The 16,292-nt window shown below is 71.7% G+C and carries 13 protein-coding genes; all 13 read left to right on the top strand.

What is annotated here, in order from left to right; genetic code table 11:
- Positions 1-45: 45 nt before the first annotated feature.
- On the top strand, positions 46-1,335 hold the full coding sequence (locus AB0H84_RS05860; RefSeq protein ID WP_357598702.1) for a dihydroorotase: 1,290 nt from the start codon (positions 46-48) through the stop codon (positions 1,333-1,335).
- Positions 1,332-2,438 (top strand): glutamine-hydrolyzing carbamoyl-phosphate synthase small subunit, encoded by a 1,107-nt coding sequence (carA, locus tag AB0H84_RS05855; protein ID WP_357598699.1) that lies wholly within the window; start codon positions 1,332-1,334, stop codon positions 2,436-2,438. Before AB0H84_RS05860 ends, carA begins: the two co-directional genes overlap by 4 nt.
- Complete coding sequence (gene carB / locus AB0H84_RS05850; protein ID WP_357598697.1) at positions 2,425-5,712, top strand: carbamoyl-phosphate synthase large subunit; 3,288 nt, start codon at positions 2,425-2,427, stop codon at positions 5,710-5,712. The genes carA and carB overlap by 14 nt, the downstream gene beginning before the upstream one ends.
- Positions 5,713-5,735: 23 nt before the next feature.
- Positions 5,736-6,602 (top strand): dihydroorotate dehydrogenase electron transfer subunit, encoded by an 867-nt coding sequence (locus AB0H84_RS05845; RefSeq protein ID WP_357599660.1) that lies wholly within the window; start codon positions 5,736-5,738, stop codon positions 6,600-6,602.
- Positions 6,592-7,569 (top strand): dihydroorotate dehydrogenase, encoded by a 978-nt coding sequence (locus AB0H84_RS05840; RefSeq protein WP_357598694.1) that lies wholly within the window; start codon positions 6,592-6,594, stop codon positions 7,567-7,569. Before AB0H84_RS05845 ends, AB0H84_RS05840 begins: the two co-directional genes overlap by 11 nt.
- A gap of 84 nt (positions 7,570-7,653) precedes the next feature.
- Positions 7,654-8,349: an orotidine-5'-phosphate decarboxylase gene (pyrF, locus tag AB0H84_RS05835; protein ID WP_357599657.1), complete on the top strand. Its 696-nt coding sequence runs from the start codon at positions 7,654-7,656 to the stop codon at positions 8,347-8,349.
- Positions 8,350-9,016: 667 nt separating this feature from the next.
- Positions 9,017-9,340, top strand: coding sequence for an integration host factor, actinobacterial type (gene mihF, locus AB0H84_RS05830; protein WP_020541698.1), 324 nt, complete (start codon positions 9,017-9,019; stop codon positions 9,338-9,340).
- A 116-nt stretch (positions 9,341-9,456) separates the two neighbouring features.
- A complete protein-coding gene (gene gmk / locus AB0H84_RS05825; RefSeq protein WP_357598691.1) occupies positions 9,457-10,050 on the top strand; it encodes a guanylate kinase in 594 nt (197 codons plus the stop codon).
- A 5-nt stretch (positions 10,051-10,055) separates the two neighbouring features.
- Positions 10,056-10,325 carry a DNA-directed RNA polymerase subunit omega gene (rpoZ, locus tag AB0H84_RS05820; RefSeq protein ID WP_043638590.1) on the top strand — a complete coding sequence of 90 codons (270 nt, stop codon included), beginning with the start codon at positions 10,056-10,058 and terminating at the stop codon, positions 10,323-10,325.
- A gap of 8 nt (positions 10,326-10,333) precedes the next feature.
- Complete coding sequence (coaBC, locus tag AB0H84_RS05815; protein ID WP_357598688.1) at positions 10,334-11,887, top strand: bifunctional phosphopantothenoylcysteine decarboxylase/phosphopantothenate--cysteine ligase CoaBC; 1,554 nt, start codon at positions 10,334-10,336, stop codon at positions 11,885-11,887.
- A gap of 111 nt (positions 11,888-11,998) precedes the next feature.
- Complete coding sequence (locus AB0H84_RS05810) at positions 11,999-12,361, top strand: hypothetical protein (RefSeq protein WP_357598685.1); 363 nt, start codon at positions 11,999-12,001, stop codon at positions 12,359-12,361.
- A 127-nt stretch (positions 12,362-12,488) separates the two neighbouring features.
- Positions 12,489-13,682, top strand: a complete 1,194-nt coding sequence (metK, locus tag AB0H84_RS05805) for a methionine adenosyltransferase (RefSeq protein WP_357598683.1) — start codon at positions 12,489-12,491, stop codon at positions 13,680-13,682.
- A gap of 414 nt (positions 13,683-14,096) precedes the next feature.
- Positions 14,097-16,271 (top strand): primosomal protein N', encoded by a 2,175-nt coding sequence (locus AB0H84_RS05800; protein WP_357599654.1) that lies wholly within the window; start codon positions 14,097-14,099, stop codon positions 16,269-16,271.
- Positions 16,272-16,292: the final 21 nt, after the last annotated feature.

Here is a 16,292-nt window from a genome sequence, read left to right as displayed (position 1 = left end):
CAATAGGCACAGCATCTTGATGATCATTGTGCCGACGAAGGAGGCATGATGATCATCAAGAATGTTCGGATCCTCGGCGGGGAGCCGGTCGACATCCGGGTCGCCGACGGGGTGATCGCCGAGATCGGGCCGGGCCTGGAAGGGCCCGAGACCGTGGACGGCGGCGGCGCGATCGCGCTGCCCGGCCTCGTGGACCTCCACACGCACCTGCGTGAGCCCGGCCGCGAGGACGCCGAGACCGTGCAGACCGGGACGCAGTCGGCGGCCCGCGGCGGATACACCGCCGTGCACGCCATGGCCAACACCTCGCCCGTCGCCGACACCGCGGGCGTGGTCGAGCAGGTGTGGCGGCTCGGGCGCGAGTTCGCGCACTGCGACGTGCACCCCGTCGGCGCCGTGACCGTCGGCCTCGAGGGCAGGCAGCTCGCCGAGCTGGGCGCGATGGCCGACTCGGCCGCCCGCGTGCGGGTCTTCTCCGACGACGGCAAGTGCGTGGACGACGCCGTGCTGATGCGCCGCGCCCTGGAGTACGTCAAGGCGTTCGACGGCGTCGTCGCCCAGCACGCCCAGGAGCCCAGGCTGACCGAGGGCGCCCAGATGAACGAGGGCGTCGTCTCCGGCAGGCTCGGCCTGACCGGCTGGCCCGCGGTCGCGGAGGAGGCGATCATCGCCCGCGACTGCCTCCTGGCCGCCCACGTCGGCTCCAGGCTGCACGTGTGCCACGTCTCCACGGCCGGCTCCGTCGAGATCATCCGCTGGGCCAAGTCCAAGGGCTGGAACGTCACCGCCGAGGTCACCCCGCACCACCTGCTCCTCACCGACGACCTCGTCGAGGAGTCCCCGGTGGGCGCCTACAACCCGATCTACAAAGTCAACCCGCCGCTGCGCACCCGCGCCGACGTCGAGGCGCTGCGCGCCGCGCTGGCCGACGGCACGATCGACGTCGTCGCCACCGACCACGCACCCCACCCGGTCGAGGACAAGGAGACCGAGTGGTCGGCCGCGGCCATGGGGATGATCGGCCTGGAGACGGCGCTCAGCGTGGTCCAGGAGGCGATGGTCGAGACGGGGCTGCTCGACTGGGCGGGTATCGCCCAGCGCATGTCCGTCGTCCCCGCGCGCATCGGCCGCCTGTCCGGGCAGGGTCAGCCGCTCGAGGCGGGGGCCCCGGCCAACATCACGCTGTACGACCCGTCCGTACGCACCGAGGTGGATCCGTCGGCATACGCGTCGAAGAGCCGGAACACCCCGTACGAGGGGATGACGCTGCCCGGCAGGGTAGTGGCCACGTTCCTGCGCGGCAGGCCGACCGTTCTCGAAGGGAAGCTGGTTTGAACACATCGGTGCTCGTCCTGGAAGACGGCCGCGTCTTCCACGGGACCCCGTACGGCGCCGAGGGCGAGACGTTCGGCGAGATGGTCTTCAACACCGGCATGACCGGCTACCAGGAGACCCTCACGGACCCGTCCTACCATCGGCAGATCGTCGCCATGACGGCGCCCCACATCGGCAACACAGGCGTCAACGACGAGGACCCGGAGTCCAAGCGCGTCTGGGTCGCCGGCTACGTCGTGCGCGAGCCGTCCAGGGTCGTCTCCAACTGGCGGGCCAACCGCTCGCTCGACGACTACCTCAAGGAGCAGGGCGTGGTCGGGATCGCCATCTCCGGCACCCGCGCGCTCACCCGCCACCTGCGCGAGCGCGGCGCCATGCGCGCCGGCATCTTCAGCGCGCCCACCGAGCCGGTCGAGGAACTGGTCGAGCGGGTGCGGCGCTCGCCCCGCATGGAGGGCGCCGACCTGGCCGCCGAGGTGGCCACCGGCGAGCCCTACGTCGTGCCCGCCATCGGTGCGAAGAGGTTCACGGTCGCGGCCGTGGACCTCGGCATCAAGGGCATGACGCCGCACCGGATGGCCGAGCGCGGCTGCGAGGTGCACGTGCTGCCCGCGACGGCCACGTACGAGCAGATCATGGCGGTCGGTCCGGACGGCGTGTTCTTCTCCAACGGGCCCGGCGACCCCGCCACGGCGGACGTCTCGGCGCTGCGGGGCGTCCTCGAGGCGAAGGTCCCGTTCTTCGGGATCTGCTTCGGCAACCAGCTCTTCGGGCGGGCCCTGGGCCTTTCCACCTACAAGCTGCGCTACGGGCACCGGGGCGTCAACCAGCCCGTCCAGGACGTGCGCACGGGGAAGGTGGAGATCTCGGCGCACAACCACGGGTTCGCCGTGGAGGCGCCGCTCGACGGGCCGTTCGACACCCCGTACGGCCAGGCCGAGGTCAGCCACGTCAATCTCAACGACCGCTGCGTGGAAGGGCTGCGCCTGCTCGACGGCCGCGCCTTCAGCGTGCAATACCACCCGGAGGCCGCCGCGGGCCCCCACGACGCGGCCTATCTCTTCGACGAGTTCTGTGAGGTCATGAGCCGTGCCCAAGCGTGAGGACATCAGGTCCGTCCTGGTGATCGGCTCGGGGCCGATCGTGATCGGCCAGGCGTGCGAGTTCGACTACTCGGGCACCCAGGCGTGCCGCGTGCTGCGGGCCGAGGGCTTCCGGGTCATCCTGGTCAACAGCAACCCGGCGACGATCATGACGGACCCGGAGTTCGCCGACGCCACGTACGTGGAGCCCATCACCCCCGAGTTCGTCGAGAAGATCATCGCCAAGGAGCGGCCGGACGCGCTGCTGCCGACGCTCGGCGGGCAGACCGCGCTCAACACCGCGGTCGCGCTGCACGAGTCCGGCGTGCTGGAGAAGTACGAGGTCGAGCTGATCGGCGCGGACTTCGACGCGATCCAGGCGGGGGAGAACCGCGAGCGGTTCAAGGAGATCGTCGCCAAGGTCGCCCGCGAGCACGGACTCAACGCCGAGTCGGCCAGGTCAGCCATCTGCCACACGATGGACGAGTGCCTGGCCGCCGCCGAGGAGCTGGGCTACCCGGTCGTGGTCCGGCCGTCGTTCACGATGGGCGGCGCCGGCTCCGGGTTCGCCTACGACGAGGACGACCTGCGGCGCATCGGCGGCGCGGGGCTCGACGCCTCTCCGACCACCGAGGTGCTCCTGGAGGAGTCGATCCTCGGCTGGAAGGAGTACGAGCTCGAGGTCATGCGCGACAAGAACGACAACGTCGTCATCGTCTGCTCCATCGAGAACATCGACCCGATGGGCGTGCACACCGGCGACAGCGTCACCGTCGCGCCCGCGCTGACCCTGACCGACCGCGAATACCAGAACATGCGCGACGTCGCCATCGCGGTCATCCGCGAGGTCGGCGTCGACACCGGCGGCTGCAACATCCAGTTCGCGGTGAACCCGCGCACCGGGCGCATGATCGTCATCGAGATGAACCCGCGCGTGTCGCGCTCCTCGGCCCTGGCCTCCAAGGCCACCGGCTTCCCGATCGCGAAGATCGCGGCCAAGCTGGCCATCGGCTACACGCTCGACGAGATCCCCAACGACATCACCAAGGAGACCCCGGCCTCCTTCGAGCCGACGCTCGACTACATCGTGGTGAAGGTGCCGAGGTTCGCGTTCGAGAAGTTCAGGGGCGCCGACCAGACACTCACCACGCACATGAAGTCCGTCGGCGAGGCCATGGCCATCGGCCGCTCCTTCCCCGAGGCGCTGCAGAAGGCGCTGCGGTCGCTGGAGAAGAAGGACTCGTCCTTCAGCTGGGCCGGCGATGTCGCGGACAAATCCGCATTGCTGGAGGCGTGCCGCACGCCGCACGACGGGCGGCTGCGCACCATGCAGCAGGCCATCAGGGCGGGCGCCACGCCCGAGGAGCTCTTCGAGGCGACCAACGTCGATCCCTGGTTCATCGACCAGCTCTTCCTGCTCCACGAGGAGGCCGAGGCGGTCGCCGCCGCGCCCGAGCTGACCGCCGAGGTGCTCGAACGGGCCAAGCGCCACGGCTTCAGCGACGCGCAGCTCGGCGAGATCCGCGGCATCGACGAGGCCAGGGTGCGCGACCTGCGCCACGCCCTGGGGCTGCGGCCGGTCTACAACACCGTCGACACGTGCGCCGCCGAGTTCGCCGCGAAGACGCCGTACCTCTACTCGACCTACGACGAGGAGAACGAGGTCCCCTACGGCGAGCGCCAGAAGGTCATCATCCTGGGCTCCGGGCCCAACCGCATCGGGCAGGGCATCGAGTTCGACTACGCGTGCGTGCACGCCTCGTTCGAGCTGGCCAGGGCCGGGTTCGAGACCGTCATGGTCAACTGCAACCCCGAGACCGTCTCGACCGACTACGACACCTCCGGCCGGCTCTACTTCGAGCCGCTGACGCTGGAGGACGTCCTGGAGGTCGTGCACGCCGAGCAGCAGACCGGCCCGGTCGCCGGCGTGATCGTGCAGCTCGGCGGCCAGACGCCGCTGGGGCTCGCGCAGGCGCTCAAGGACGCGGGCGTGCCCGTGGTCGGCACCTCGCCCGAGTCGATCCACCTGGCCGAGGAGCGCGGCGCGTTCGGGCGGGTGCTGGCCGAGGCGGGGCTGCCCGCTCCCAAGCACGGCACCGCGCTCACCGTGGCCGAGGCGCGGGAGATCGCCGAGGAGATCGGCTACCCCGTGCTCGTGCGCCCGTCCTACGTGCTGGGCGGCGCCGGCATGGCCATCGTGTACGACGAGGACACGCTGACGACGTACATGGCGGCCCAGGAGGGCGGCCACCCGGTGCTGGTGGACAAGTTCCTGGACGAGGCCATCGAGATCGACGTCGACGCCCTCTACGACGGGTCGGAGCTCTATCTCGGCGGCGTCATGGAGCACATCGAGGAGGCGGGGATCCACTCCGGCGACTCGGCGTGCGCGCTGCCGCCCATCACGCTCGGCAGCCACGACATCAAGCGCATCCGCGCCGCCACCGAGGCCATCGCCCGGGGCGTGGGCGTGCGCGGCCTGCTGAACGTCCAGTACGCGATGTCGGCCGGTGTCCTGTACGTCCTGGAGGCCAACCCGCGCGCCAGCCGTACAGTGCCGTTCGTGTCCAAGGCCACCGCGGTGCCGCTGGCCAAGGCGGCGGCCCGGGTGATGCTCGGCGCGTCGATCGCCTCGCTGCGTGAGGAGGGCATGCTGCCCGCGACCGGCGACGGCGGGACGCTGCCTCTCGACGCCTCCATCGCGGTCAAGGAGGCGGTGCTGCCGTTCAACCGGTTCAGGGGCGTCGACATCGTGCTGGGGCCGGAGATGCGCTCCACGGGCGAGGTCATGGGCATCGACGCGCACTTCGGGATCGCGTACGCCAAGTCCCAGGCGGGCGCCTACGGCCGGCTTCCGACCAAGGGACGCGCGTTCGTATCCGTGGCCAACAGGGACAAGCGTGCGATGATCTTCCCTGTGAAGGCGCTGGCGGATCTCGGATTCGAGATCCTGGCCACGGAGGGCACCGCCGAGGTGCTGCGCCGTAACGGTGTCCATGCCAAGATCGTGCGAAAGCACAGCGAGAGGACGGGTCCGGGAGGTGAGCCCACGAGCGTGCAGGCCATTCTGGACGGCGAGGTCGACCTGATCATCAACACGCCCTTCGGCAGCCCCGGGCAGTCCGGGCCGCGGCTCGACGGCTACGAGATCCGCACCGCCGCGGTGCTGCGCGGCATCCCGTGCATCACCACGGTCTCGGGGCTCGCGGCCGCGGCGGCGGGCATCCAGGCGATCGTGCGCGGCGACGTCGGCGTACGGTCTCTCCAGGAGCACGCGCAGGCACTACGGGGCTGACCCCGCACGGGAGGTGAAGACGACTGGCCGGCACTCCGGTGCAGGTGACGGGCACGGTGCTGACGACGCGCCGGGTCGACGCCTACCATGCGCTGACGGTGGTGGCGCCCGGCATAGCCGAGCGCTACCGCCCCGGTCACTTCGTCTCCGTGGCGGTCGGCGGGGCTTACACGTCGATGGTGACGCGCCGCGCGCTGTCCATCCACGACGTCAAGGCCGACTACGGCGGCACGGTCGAGCTGGTCTTCACCGCCTCGGGCCCCGGCACGGCCTGGCTGGCCGAGCGGCGCGCCCGCGACACGCTCGACCTGGTCGGGCCGCTCGGCCGCCCCTTCCCGCTGCCGCGTGACCCGGCGCACTGCGTGCTGGTCGGCGCCGAGTACGGCTCCGCCGTGCTGTTCCCGCTGGCCGACGCGCTGCTGGCGCGGGGCTGCCGGGTCGACTTCGTGCTGGGCGGAGCCGGGGCCGAGCGGGTGTTCGGCGCCATGCGGGCCCGCAGGATCGCCGAGACCACCACGCTGACCACCGAGGACGGCTCGCTCGGACTACGCGGCAAGGTCACCGACGCGCTACCCTCGGTGATCGCCGACACGCGGGCCGACGCGGTCTACGCCTGCGCGCCCATGGAGACGCTGCGGGCCGTGACGGCGGTGGCGATGGAGTTCGACATCCCGGTGCAGGTGGCCGTCGAGGAGTCGATGGCCTGCGGCATCGGGGTGTGCATGACGTGCGTGCTGCCCGTCATCGGTGACGACGGAGTGACCAGGATGGTGCGGGCGTGCGCTGAAGGGCCGGTGTTCCGGGGGGAGCGGGTGCGGTTCGAGGACGTGGGAACGATCCCGTTCGACGCGCTCGGCGCCCCCGGAGGCGGTGCACGACATGTCAGTTGATATGCGGACATTTCTGGCGCATGTGGAGCTGGCGAACCCGATCACCACGGCCGCCGGATGCGCCGCCTCCGGACGGGAGCTCGCCCAGTTCTTCGACCTGCACCGGCTCGGGGCGCTGACCACCCGCTCGATCACCATGGCGCCGAGGGCGGGACGGCCCACGCCGCGCATGGCGGAGACTCCCTCGGGCCTGCTGAACGCCGTCGGGCTGCAGGGGCCGGGCATCGACGCGTTCCTGGAGCGCGAGCTGCCCTGGCTGGCCCAGAGGGGCATCAAGACCATCGTCTCGATCGGCGGCGGCACCGTCGCCGAATACTCGGAGCTGGCCCGCAGGCTCGCCGACGCGCCCGGGGTCACCGCCTTGGAGGTCAACCTCTCCTGCCCGAACATGGAGGACCGCGGCCGCGTCTTCGCCCGCGAGGGCAGCGCGGCGGCCGAGGTCATCGCCTCGGTGCGCTCCATCATGCGCTACGACGTGCCGGTCGTGGCCAAGCTCGCGCCCGACGTGGCCGACATCGTGTCGGTCGCACGGGCCTGCGTGGACGCCGGGGCGGATGCGCTGTCCATGATCAACAATCCGCTCGGCATGGCCATCGACACCGAGGCGCTGCGGCCCTCGCTCGCCGCCGTCACCGGAGGGCTGTCGGGGCCCGCCATCCTGCCGCTGGCCGTACGGTGCGTGTGGCAGGTCCACGCGGCGCTCCCCGGAGTGCCGCTGATCGGCATCGGCGGCGTGATGACCGGCAGGGACGCCTTCCAGCTGGTCCTGGCGGGCGCCTGTGTGGTCGGAGTGGGCACGGCGCTGTTCCACGACCCCTACGCCTGCCTGCGCATCGAACGCGAGCTGGAGGACCTGCTGAGGGCCCGCGGCTTCCAGCGCCTGGCCGACGCCGTGGGCCTCGCCCACCGCCCGCCGGGCAGCGCCCCCCGCCACCTGCTCGTCGACGCCGAAGAGAGCACGCCATGATCAGCCATGAAATCGAGGAGAGCACCTCTTGACTCCCGCACCCATCGCTTCCGAGGAGAGCACCTCTTGACCCCCGCACCGCTCCTGACCCCCGCGCCCATCGCCGTCGCCCTGGACGCCCCTGACCTGGAGACCGCCGCCCGGTGGGCGGCGCTGGTGACGCCGCACGTCAGCACGGTCAAGGTGGGTCTGGAGCTCTACCTCCGCTACGGCCCCGACGTGATCGCCTCCGTCCGGGGGGCCAGCGGCGTGCAGGTGTTCCTCGACCTCAAGCTCCACGACATCCCGAACACCGTCGCCGGCGCCTCGCGCGCCGTGTCCCGGCTGCGCCCGGCGATCCTCACCGTGCACGCCGCCGGCGGCCCGGCCATGATCCGCGCCGCCGTGGAGGCCGCGGACCCGCACACCAGGATCGCCGCGGTGACGATCCTGACCTCGCTGAGCGAGGACGACCTGGGCCGCATCGGGCTCGTGGGGCCCGCCGACGACGCCGTACGCCGCCTGGCCGCGCTGTCGGTGGAGTCGGGGGCCACGGCGCTGGTGTGCTCGCCCAACGAGGTGTCCGCGGTGCGGGCGGAGGTGGGGGAGGGGATCACGCTCATCACGCCCGGGGTGCGGCTCGCCGGGGCCGACGCGCAGGACCAGGCGCGGGTGGCCACGCCCGAACAGGCACTCGCCGACGGCGCCGACCTCCTCGTCATCGGCCGCCCCATCACCGCCTCCCCGGATCCGGGCGCGGCCGCCGCCTCCATCGCGGCGTCCCTCCGGCGCGCGTCGTGACCCCTCCGCCGTCCCGCCGCGCCTGACCGACCAAACCGTCCATCCTGTTCGGCTGCGCGCGGTGGGCCGCGCGCCCATCAAACCGTCCATCCTGTACGGCTGCGCACGGTGGGCCGCACGCGCCGACGTCCCTTGCCTTCCGTCATGGCCGGTCGTGAAGGCTCACGGGTCGCTCGCCGTGACGACGCGCATTCTTGACCACCACCGTGGCGAATCGTCAGCCGGTGCCTCCACGCGCCGTTCTGGAGCCATCTCCGCGCCGTGAAACGCGTTCGCTCCGAGGGCCCTCTGAACGGTCGTACGGAGGCTCCCTCGGGCGGCCTTTGGATCATGGTCCTGTGGGTGCCATCGCAAGATCATAATGCATGCGCGGGAGCACTTGTGCGCGATCTTCGTTCCGGTTTCGGGCCTGGTGTGGGAGAGGTTTCGGACATCGGGGGGTGACTGGAATGTGATCATCGTTGCGTTTCGCGACACCGTCGTGAGGCGACGCGAGAAGCGGGAAGTGGGGGCGATTTCATCAGCGGACTGTGATTTTATGGACACGGACAGTGATGAAGTGGATTTTGTGCGGAGAGAAACGGCTCTTGACGTTGCTTAGGGGGCGATGACCAGCTAGTTTCCCTTCCCGTCCGAGTACATCGACAGAAATTCGAGGTGACCCGGCGTGGCTCTTCCTCCACTGACCCCTGAGCAGCGCGCCGCAGCCCTGGAGAAGGCTGCCAAGGCCCGTAAAGAGCGTGCCGAGGTCAAGAACCGGCTCAAGCATGGCGCGGTTTCTCTGGCTGAGGTGCTCAAGGATGGGCAGACCGACGACGTCATCGGAAAGATGAAGGTGTCGGCTCTGTTGGAATCGCTCCCCGGCGTGGGCAAGGTCCGCGCCAAGCAGCTCATGGAGCGGCTTGCCATCGCCGAGTCCCGCCGCGTGCGGGGTCTCGGTGCGAACCAGAGGGCATCCCTCGAGCGCGAGTTCGGTGGCAACGAGAGCTAATCTCTGTTCCACAAGAAAGCGCAGGTTCAACGGGGGGTAGGAAAGTGACCGACAGGTCCTGGTCCGGCGAAGTCAGTGCCTACGAGGCATTCGGGCCCGGAGCGGAGGTCGGATTCTTGCCCTTGAGCGAACGACGGCTGACGGTCCTTTCAGGGCCGTCGGGCGTCGGCAAGTCCACGGTCGTCGCCGAGCTCCGGCGGGCACACCCCGAGGTGTGGCTGTCGGTCTCGGTGACCACCAGGAGGCCCCGGCCCGGTGAGGTGAACGGGGTCCACTACTACTTCGTCGACGGCGAGGAGTTCGACCGGCTCGTGGCGGCCGGGGAGCTGCTCGAGTGGGCGGAGTTCGCGGGAAACCGCTACGGCACGCCGCGCGAGCCGGTGATGAAGAAGCTCGCCGACGGCGTGCCGACGCTGCTCGAGATCGACCTCGAGGGCGCCAGGCAGGTGCGCAGGAGCATGCCTGAGGCGCTGCTGGTGTTCCTGGCCCCGCCCTCGTGGGAGGAGCTGGAGAAGCGGCTGCGCGGCCGCGGCACCGAGCCGGAGGACGTCATCGCGCGCCGCCTCGACGCTGGGCGGATCGAGATGGCGGCGGAGCCGGAGTTCGACCTGAGCCTCGTGAACACGAACGTCCAAGACGTGTGCTCTCGGCTGATAGCCTTGATGACTGACCCTCAGGGGGTCACGACAACCACCAACCGAGAGGTCTGACAATCGTGGCAGGCACCACCCCGGCCGCGGAGGGCATCACCAACCCGCCGATCGACGCGCTGCTCGACATCGTCGACAGCAAATACTCCCTGGTGATCATGGGCGCCAAGCGTGCCCGCCAGATCAACGCCTACTACTCCCAGCTCGGCGAGGGCCTGCTGGAGTACGTCGGGCCGCTGGTCGAGACGCACGCGCAGGAGAAGCCGCTGTCCATCGCCCTGCGCGAGGTCTCCGAGGGTCTCCTCAACGCCGAGCCGATCGAAGGCGCGGTCTGACCCCTTCGATGAAGGTCGTCCTGGGCGTCAGCGGCGGCATCGCCGCGTACAAGGCCTGCGAGCTGCTGCGCCTGTTCACCGAGTCCGGGCACGAGGTGCGGGTCGTCCCGACCCGCGAGGCGCTCAAGTTCGTGGGCGCGCCCACCTGGGCCGCCCTGTCGGGCAACCCCGTGTCGGCAGAGGTGTGGGACGACGTTCATGAGGTGCCCCACGTGCGGATCGGCAAGCAGGCCGACCTCGTCGTGGTGGCGCCCGCGACCGCCGACGTGCTCGCGCGGGCCGCCCACGGGCTGGCCGGCGATCTGCTCACCAACACGCTGCTGACGGCCACGTGCCCCGTCGTGTTCGCGCCCGCGATGCACACGGAGATGTGGCAGCACCCCGCCACCCGCGCCAACGTCGCGACACTGCGCGAGCGGGGCGCCGTCGTGATCGATCCCGCCGTGGGCCGCCTCACCGGCGCCGACACCGGCCCCGGCCGTCTGCCTGACCCGGCCGAGATCTTCCAGGTGTGCCTGCGCGTGCTGCGCGGCCGACCCCGCGACCTGGCCGGGCGCAAGGTCCTCATCTCCGCCGGCGGCACCCGCGAGGCGATCGACCCCGTCCGCTACATCGGCAACCGCTCCTCGGGGCTGCAGGGCTACGCGCTGGCCCGCACGGCGGCCGCCCGGGGCGCCGAGGTGACCCTGGTGGCGGCGAACGTGGCCCTGCCCGACCCCGCCGGGGCGAAGGTCGTCCGGGTGGAGTCGGCGGCCGAGATGCGCGAGGCGGTGCTCGCCGCCGCTGCCGACGCCGACGTGGTCGTCATGGCCGCCGCGGTGGCCGACTTCCGGCCTGCGACGCGCCGCGACACGAAGATCAAGAAGACGGACGGCGAGCCTGAGCCGATCTTTCTGACGAAGAATCCCGACATCCTCGCCGAGCTCGGCACACTCCGCCGCGACGCCCGCGCGGCGCAAGCGCATTCAGGCGACGGGACGCGGGGTGACTCGCGGCCGCAGCCGGCCGACGGCGTCTCTCACGATGATGCGCCCGCCCTGCCGCCCTCGCAGCCGTGGACCTCTGGTGCCGCGACGCCGCAGCCGGCCGCCGCCACGGCACCGCAGCCGTCCGGCGCCGTGACCTCGCACCTGTCGCCGCCCGGCCCCGCGACGCCGCAGCAGGCTCCGTCCGGTGCGGCAGGCTCGCAGCCGCCGCTGCCCGAAGGCGCGACGCCGCAGCCGTCGCCCGCCGGAGTCGCGTCCCCGGAGCCGGGCGACTCGAGGCCGGATGGTGGCGGGCTTGACGTCGCGTCGCGCCGGGGGCCCAGGGCGTACCCGGAAGTGATCGTCGGGTTCGCGGCCGAGACGGACGACGTGCTCGCCAACGGGCAGGCCAAGCTCGCCCGCAAGGGCTGCGATCTGCTGGTCGTCAACCAGGTGGGCGGGGGCCTCGCCTTCGGGACCCCCGACAACGCGGCCACCGTGCTGGTGGCCGGCGGCGAGCCGGTCGAGGTGCCGTTCGGCCCCAAGGAGGACGTCGCCGACGCCGTGTGGGACCTGGTCGCCGCCCGCCTCTCCTGACCGCGCACTTCAAAAGGGACGCGAACCCCCAAATGGCGTAAGGCCGATTACCTGATCGACTATTGCTACATCCTCGCGCGCCTGCGGATACTTGGGCGAAGGGGGGATGGAATGCCGGTGGGTTCTGCTGTCAGGGATCGTTGTAGAACATTGCTCGGCGACCAGGGGGAGATCCACTACGTCTTTCCCGCGGTGTCCGCGGTGCCTGCGGGGACGGGGCACTTCCTCATCGTGGTCACCGGCTCGGCCATTTCGGTGCTGGCCACCAGGACGCTCAGGACCGACCGGCCGGTGGCGGTGCTCGCGGCCTTCCCGCGACACACCAGGCTCGGCCCTATCCTGCCTGGACCGATCATCGAGCTAGACTCGATGACATTCGAGTTCGATGAGGAGTACGCCGCCGTGGTGGCGGCCGCCGACGCGGAGGTCTTCGCGCCGGAGACCCTGCCACCCGACCCTCTGCCTGAGCTGTGACGGGAGCCGGATAGTGGACGGTTTCGCGCCCCGGCGCCGGGTAGGGCTAGACTCGGCGACGCTCAGGCGTGCCCATGCGTCCTGGGCTTTACATCCGTCAGCAGCCGCTGCATGAGGAGCCACTGAGTTGTCACGTCGCCTGTTCACCTCCGAGTCGGTCACCGAGGGCCACCCGGACAAGATCGCTGACCAGATCAGTGACGCGATTCTCGACGCCATGCTCAAGGACGACCCCCGGAGCCGGGTCGCGGTCGAGACGCTGATCACTACCGGCCAGGTCCATGTCGCAGGCGAGGTCACGACTGAGACCTACGTCGACATCCCGGCCCTCATCCGGGAGAAGATCCTGGAGATCGGCTACGACGCCTCGCACAAGGGCTTCGACGGCGCCTCCTGTGGCGTGTCGGTGTCGATCGGCGCGCAGTCCCCCGACATCGCCCAGGGTGTGGACGACGCGTACGAGCACCGGGTCGGCGGCGGCGCGGACGCCGACGAGCTGGACCGCCAGGGCGCGGGTGACCAGGGCCTCATGTTCGGCTACGCCTGCCGCGAGACCCCCGAGCTGATGCCGCTCCCGATCATGCTGGCTCACCGGCTGTCGCAGCGGCTGTCGGAGGTGCGCAAGACGGGCGTGGTGCCCTACCTCCGTCCTGACGGCAAGACCCAGGTGACCATCGAGTACGAGGGTGACACGCCGGTCCGCCTGGACACGGTGGTGGTCTCCACGCAGCACGCGGCGGAGATCGACCTCAAGGAGATGCTGACGCCGGACATCAAGGAGCACGTGGTCGACCCCGTGCTGGCCGGCCTCGACCTCGACACCGAGGGCTACCGCCTGCTCGTCAACCCGACCGGCCGCTTCGAGATCGGCGGTCCCATGGGCGACGCCGGGCTGACCGGCCGCAAGATCATCATCGACACCTACGGCGGCATGGCCCGCCACGGTGGCGGCGCCTTCTCCGGCAAGGACCCGTCCAAGGTGGACCGCTCGGCCGCCTACGCCATGCGCTGGGTCGCCAAGAACGTCGTCGCCGCCGGCCTCGCCGACCGGTGCGAGGTGCAGGTGGCGTACGCGATCGGCAAGGCGCAGCCGGTGGGCCTGTTCGTGGAGTGCTTCGGCACCGAGAAGCTGCCGGTGGAGAAGATCCAGGACGCCGTGCTCCAGGTGTTCGACCTGCGCCCGGCGGCGATCATCCGCGACCTGGACCTGCTGCGCCCGATCTACTCGGAGACCGCCGCGTACGGGCACTTCGGCCGCGAGGGCTTCTCCTGGGAGTCCACGGACCGCGCCGAGGCCCTGCGCACCGCCGTCGGCCTCTGAGATCTGAACCACCGCGGACCGGCCATGAACCGCAGGCCGCCGCTGGCTGATGTCGCCGCGGGCCGACGCCGCCCGAGGCCGACATCGTCGCCGACCGTGCCCCGACGTCAGGGCGGACTCACCGCACCCTGACGTCGGGACGGGCGGAACGCGCTGGGACGTCGGGGCGCCGCCGCGGCCCGGCGCTCTGTCACGCCCTTGACAGCGGGTGGGCGCCTGCCCGCCATGCGCCCGGCCGGGTCCTTCGGCTCGGTGGAGGCGTGGCTCGTTCCCTCGGGCGTACGGCCCTCCCAGGTCCTCGCGTGGCATCGGAGCGCGGGTCCGGACGTGTGCGTGGCGGAGGTTCCGGGTGGTGAGGTCTGGTAGACGTTATGCGTGACCGACTCCGACGACGCCCTTCTGCCGCTCGACGCCGTGCGGCCCCCAGCGTCGTCGAAGGAGACCAAGGGCGCCACCGTACCCGCCCCTGACCGCCCCGTCGCGAGGGTCGCGGTGGACAGCCCGCTCCCGCACCTCGACCGCCTCTTCGACTACCTGGTGCCGGCCTCCATGCACGAGACGGCCGAGCCGGGGGTGCGCGTGCGGGTGCGGTTCGCGGGCAAGCTGGTCGACGGGTTCCTGATGGAACGGGCCGGCGACAGCGAGCACGAGGGAAGGCTCATGCCGCTCGAACGCGTGGTCTCCCCGGAGCGCGTGCTCACACCTGAGATCGCCGGGCTGGCCAGGGCGGTCGCCGACAGGTACGCGGGCACCTTGACCGACGTGCTCCGCCTGGCCGTACCGCCCCGTCACGCCAAGGCCGAGTCCGAAGAGCCGCCGAAGCAGGATTTTCCGCCCGCGGAGCCGCCCACGGGCGAGAGCGCCTGGGACGCGTACCCGACCGGTCCCTCCTTCCTCGACGCGCTGCGCCACGGACGCGCGCCCCGGGCCGTGTGGTCGGCCCTGCCCGGCGCCAGGGGATGGGCGGGCGCGATGGCCGAGGCCGTGCGGGCGGCGCTGGACGGCGGCAAGGGCGCGGTCGTCGTGGTGCCCGACGGCAAGGACGTGGCGCTGGCCGACGGCGAGCTCGAGCGCGTGCTCGGGCCGGGCAGGCACGTGGCGCTCACCGCCGACCTGGGTCCCGCCGAGCGCTACCGGCGGTGGCTGAAGGTGCTGCGCGGCCACGTACGGGCCGTCGTCGGCACCAGGGCCGCCATGTTCGCACCCGTCGCCGATCTCGGGCTGGTGGCCATCTGGGACGACGGCGACGACCTGCACGCCGAACGCCTGGCCCCTTACCCGCACGCCCGCGAGGTCCTCGGCCTGCGCGCCCTCAGGACGGGCGCGGCGATGCTCATCGGCGGCTACGCGCGGACCGCGGAGGCCACCCAGCTCGTCGCCACCCGCTGGGCCAGGCCCATCGTGGCGGCCCGCACGACGATCAGGAGCCTCGCCCCCCGGGTACGCCCCGCGGGAGAGGACGCCGAGCTGGCCAAGGACCAGGCGGCCCGCCAGGCCAGGCTCCCCAGCCTCGCCTGGCGGGCCCTCCGGCAGGGCCTGGAGAGGGGGCCCGTGCTGGTGCAGGTGCCCAGACGGGGATACCTGCCCGCCCTGGCCTGCCGGCACTGCCGTACCCCCGCCCGGTGCGTCCTGCCCCCGACCCGGACGGCCGTCCCGTTGCCGGGCCCGGCCACCGGCACGGCCGCTCCCTCGTCCGGGACGGCCATACCGCTGCTGAGCCCGTCAGGCGGCGCCACGATGAACGGGCGCGCCGGTGCGGCGGCCCTGACCGACGCCGGTGACGGGATGCCTGCGGTGCAGGGCGCCGACCGGCCGGGGCCCGTGTGCCACGGGCCGCTCGCGCTCAGAGGCGGTCACGCGGCTCCCTACTGCCGCTGGTGCGGCCGGGTGGACGCCGACTGGCGCTGCCCGTCCTGCGGCAGCCCCAGGCTCCGGGCCGTCGTCACCGGCGCCAGGCGTACGGCGGAGGAGCTCGGCAGGGCCTTCCCCTCCGTGCCGGTGCGCACGTCGGGCCGCGACGGCGTCCTGGCCACCGTCCCCGACACCCGCGCGCTGGTCGTCGCGACGCCCGGCGCCGAGCCGGTGGCGCAGGGCGGCTACGCGGCGGCCGTGCTCCTCGACGGGTGGGCGCTGCTCGGCAGGGCCGACCTGAGGGCGGCTGAGGAGGCGGTCCGCCGGTGGATGAACGCCGCCGCCCTCCTCCGCCCCGCCGCCGAGCTGGTGGTGCTCGGTGACGCCGCGCTGCCCGCCGTACAGGCCCTGCTGCGGTGGGACCCCGTCACCCACGCGGAGCGCGAACTGGGCGACCGCGCCGAGCTGGGGTTCCCGCCGGCGGTGCGGATGGCGACGCTCACGGGCGCGGCGAGCGCGGTCAGGCAGATGCTCGACGAGGTACGCCTCCCGCCCGGCGCCCAGGTGCTCGGCCCCGTCCCCGTGGACGAGTCCGGCCTGGAACGGGCCATGATCCGGGTCCGGCGGTCCGGCGGCGCCGCGCTGGCCGCCGCGCTCAAGGGGGCCAGTGGGGTGCGTGCGGCGCGTAAGACGCCAGATGTCGTGAAGGTAAGTGTCGACCCGCTCGACCTGATTTAGACCGTTTCCCCGATTCGCTCA

The organism is Nonomuraea sp. NPDC050786 (assembly GCF_040654115.1).
GTDB lineage: Bacteria > Actinomycetota > Actinomycetes > Streptosporangiales > Streptosporangiaceae > Nonomuraea.
Note: the sequence above shows the minus strand (reverse complement) of the source record. Positions and strands in the feature narration are given on the sequence as shown.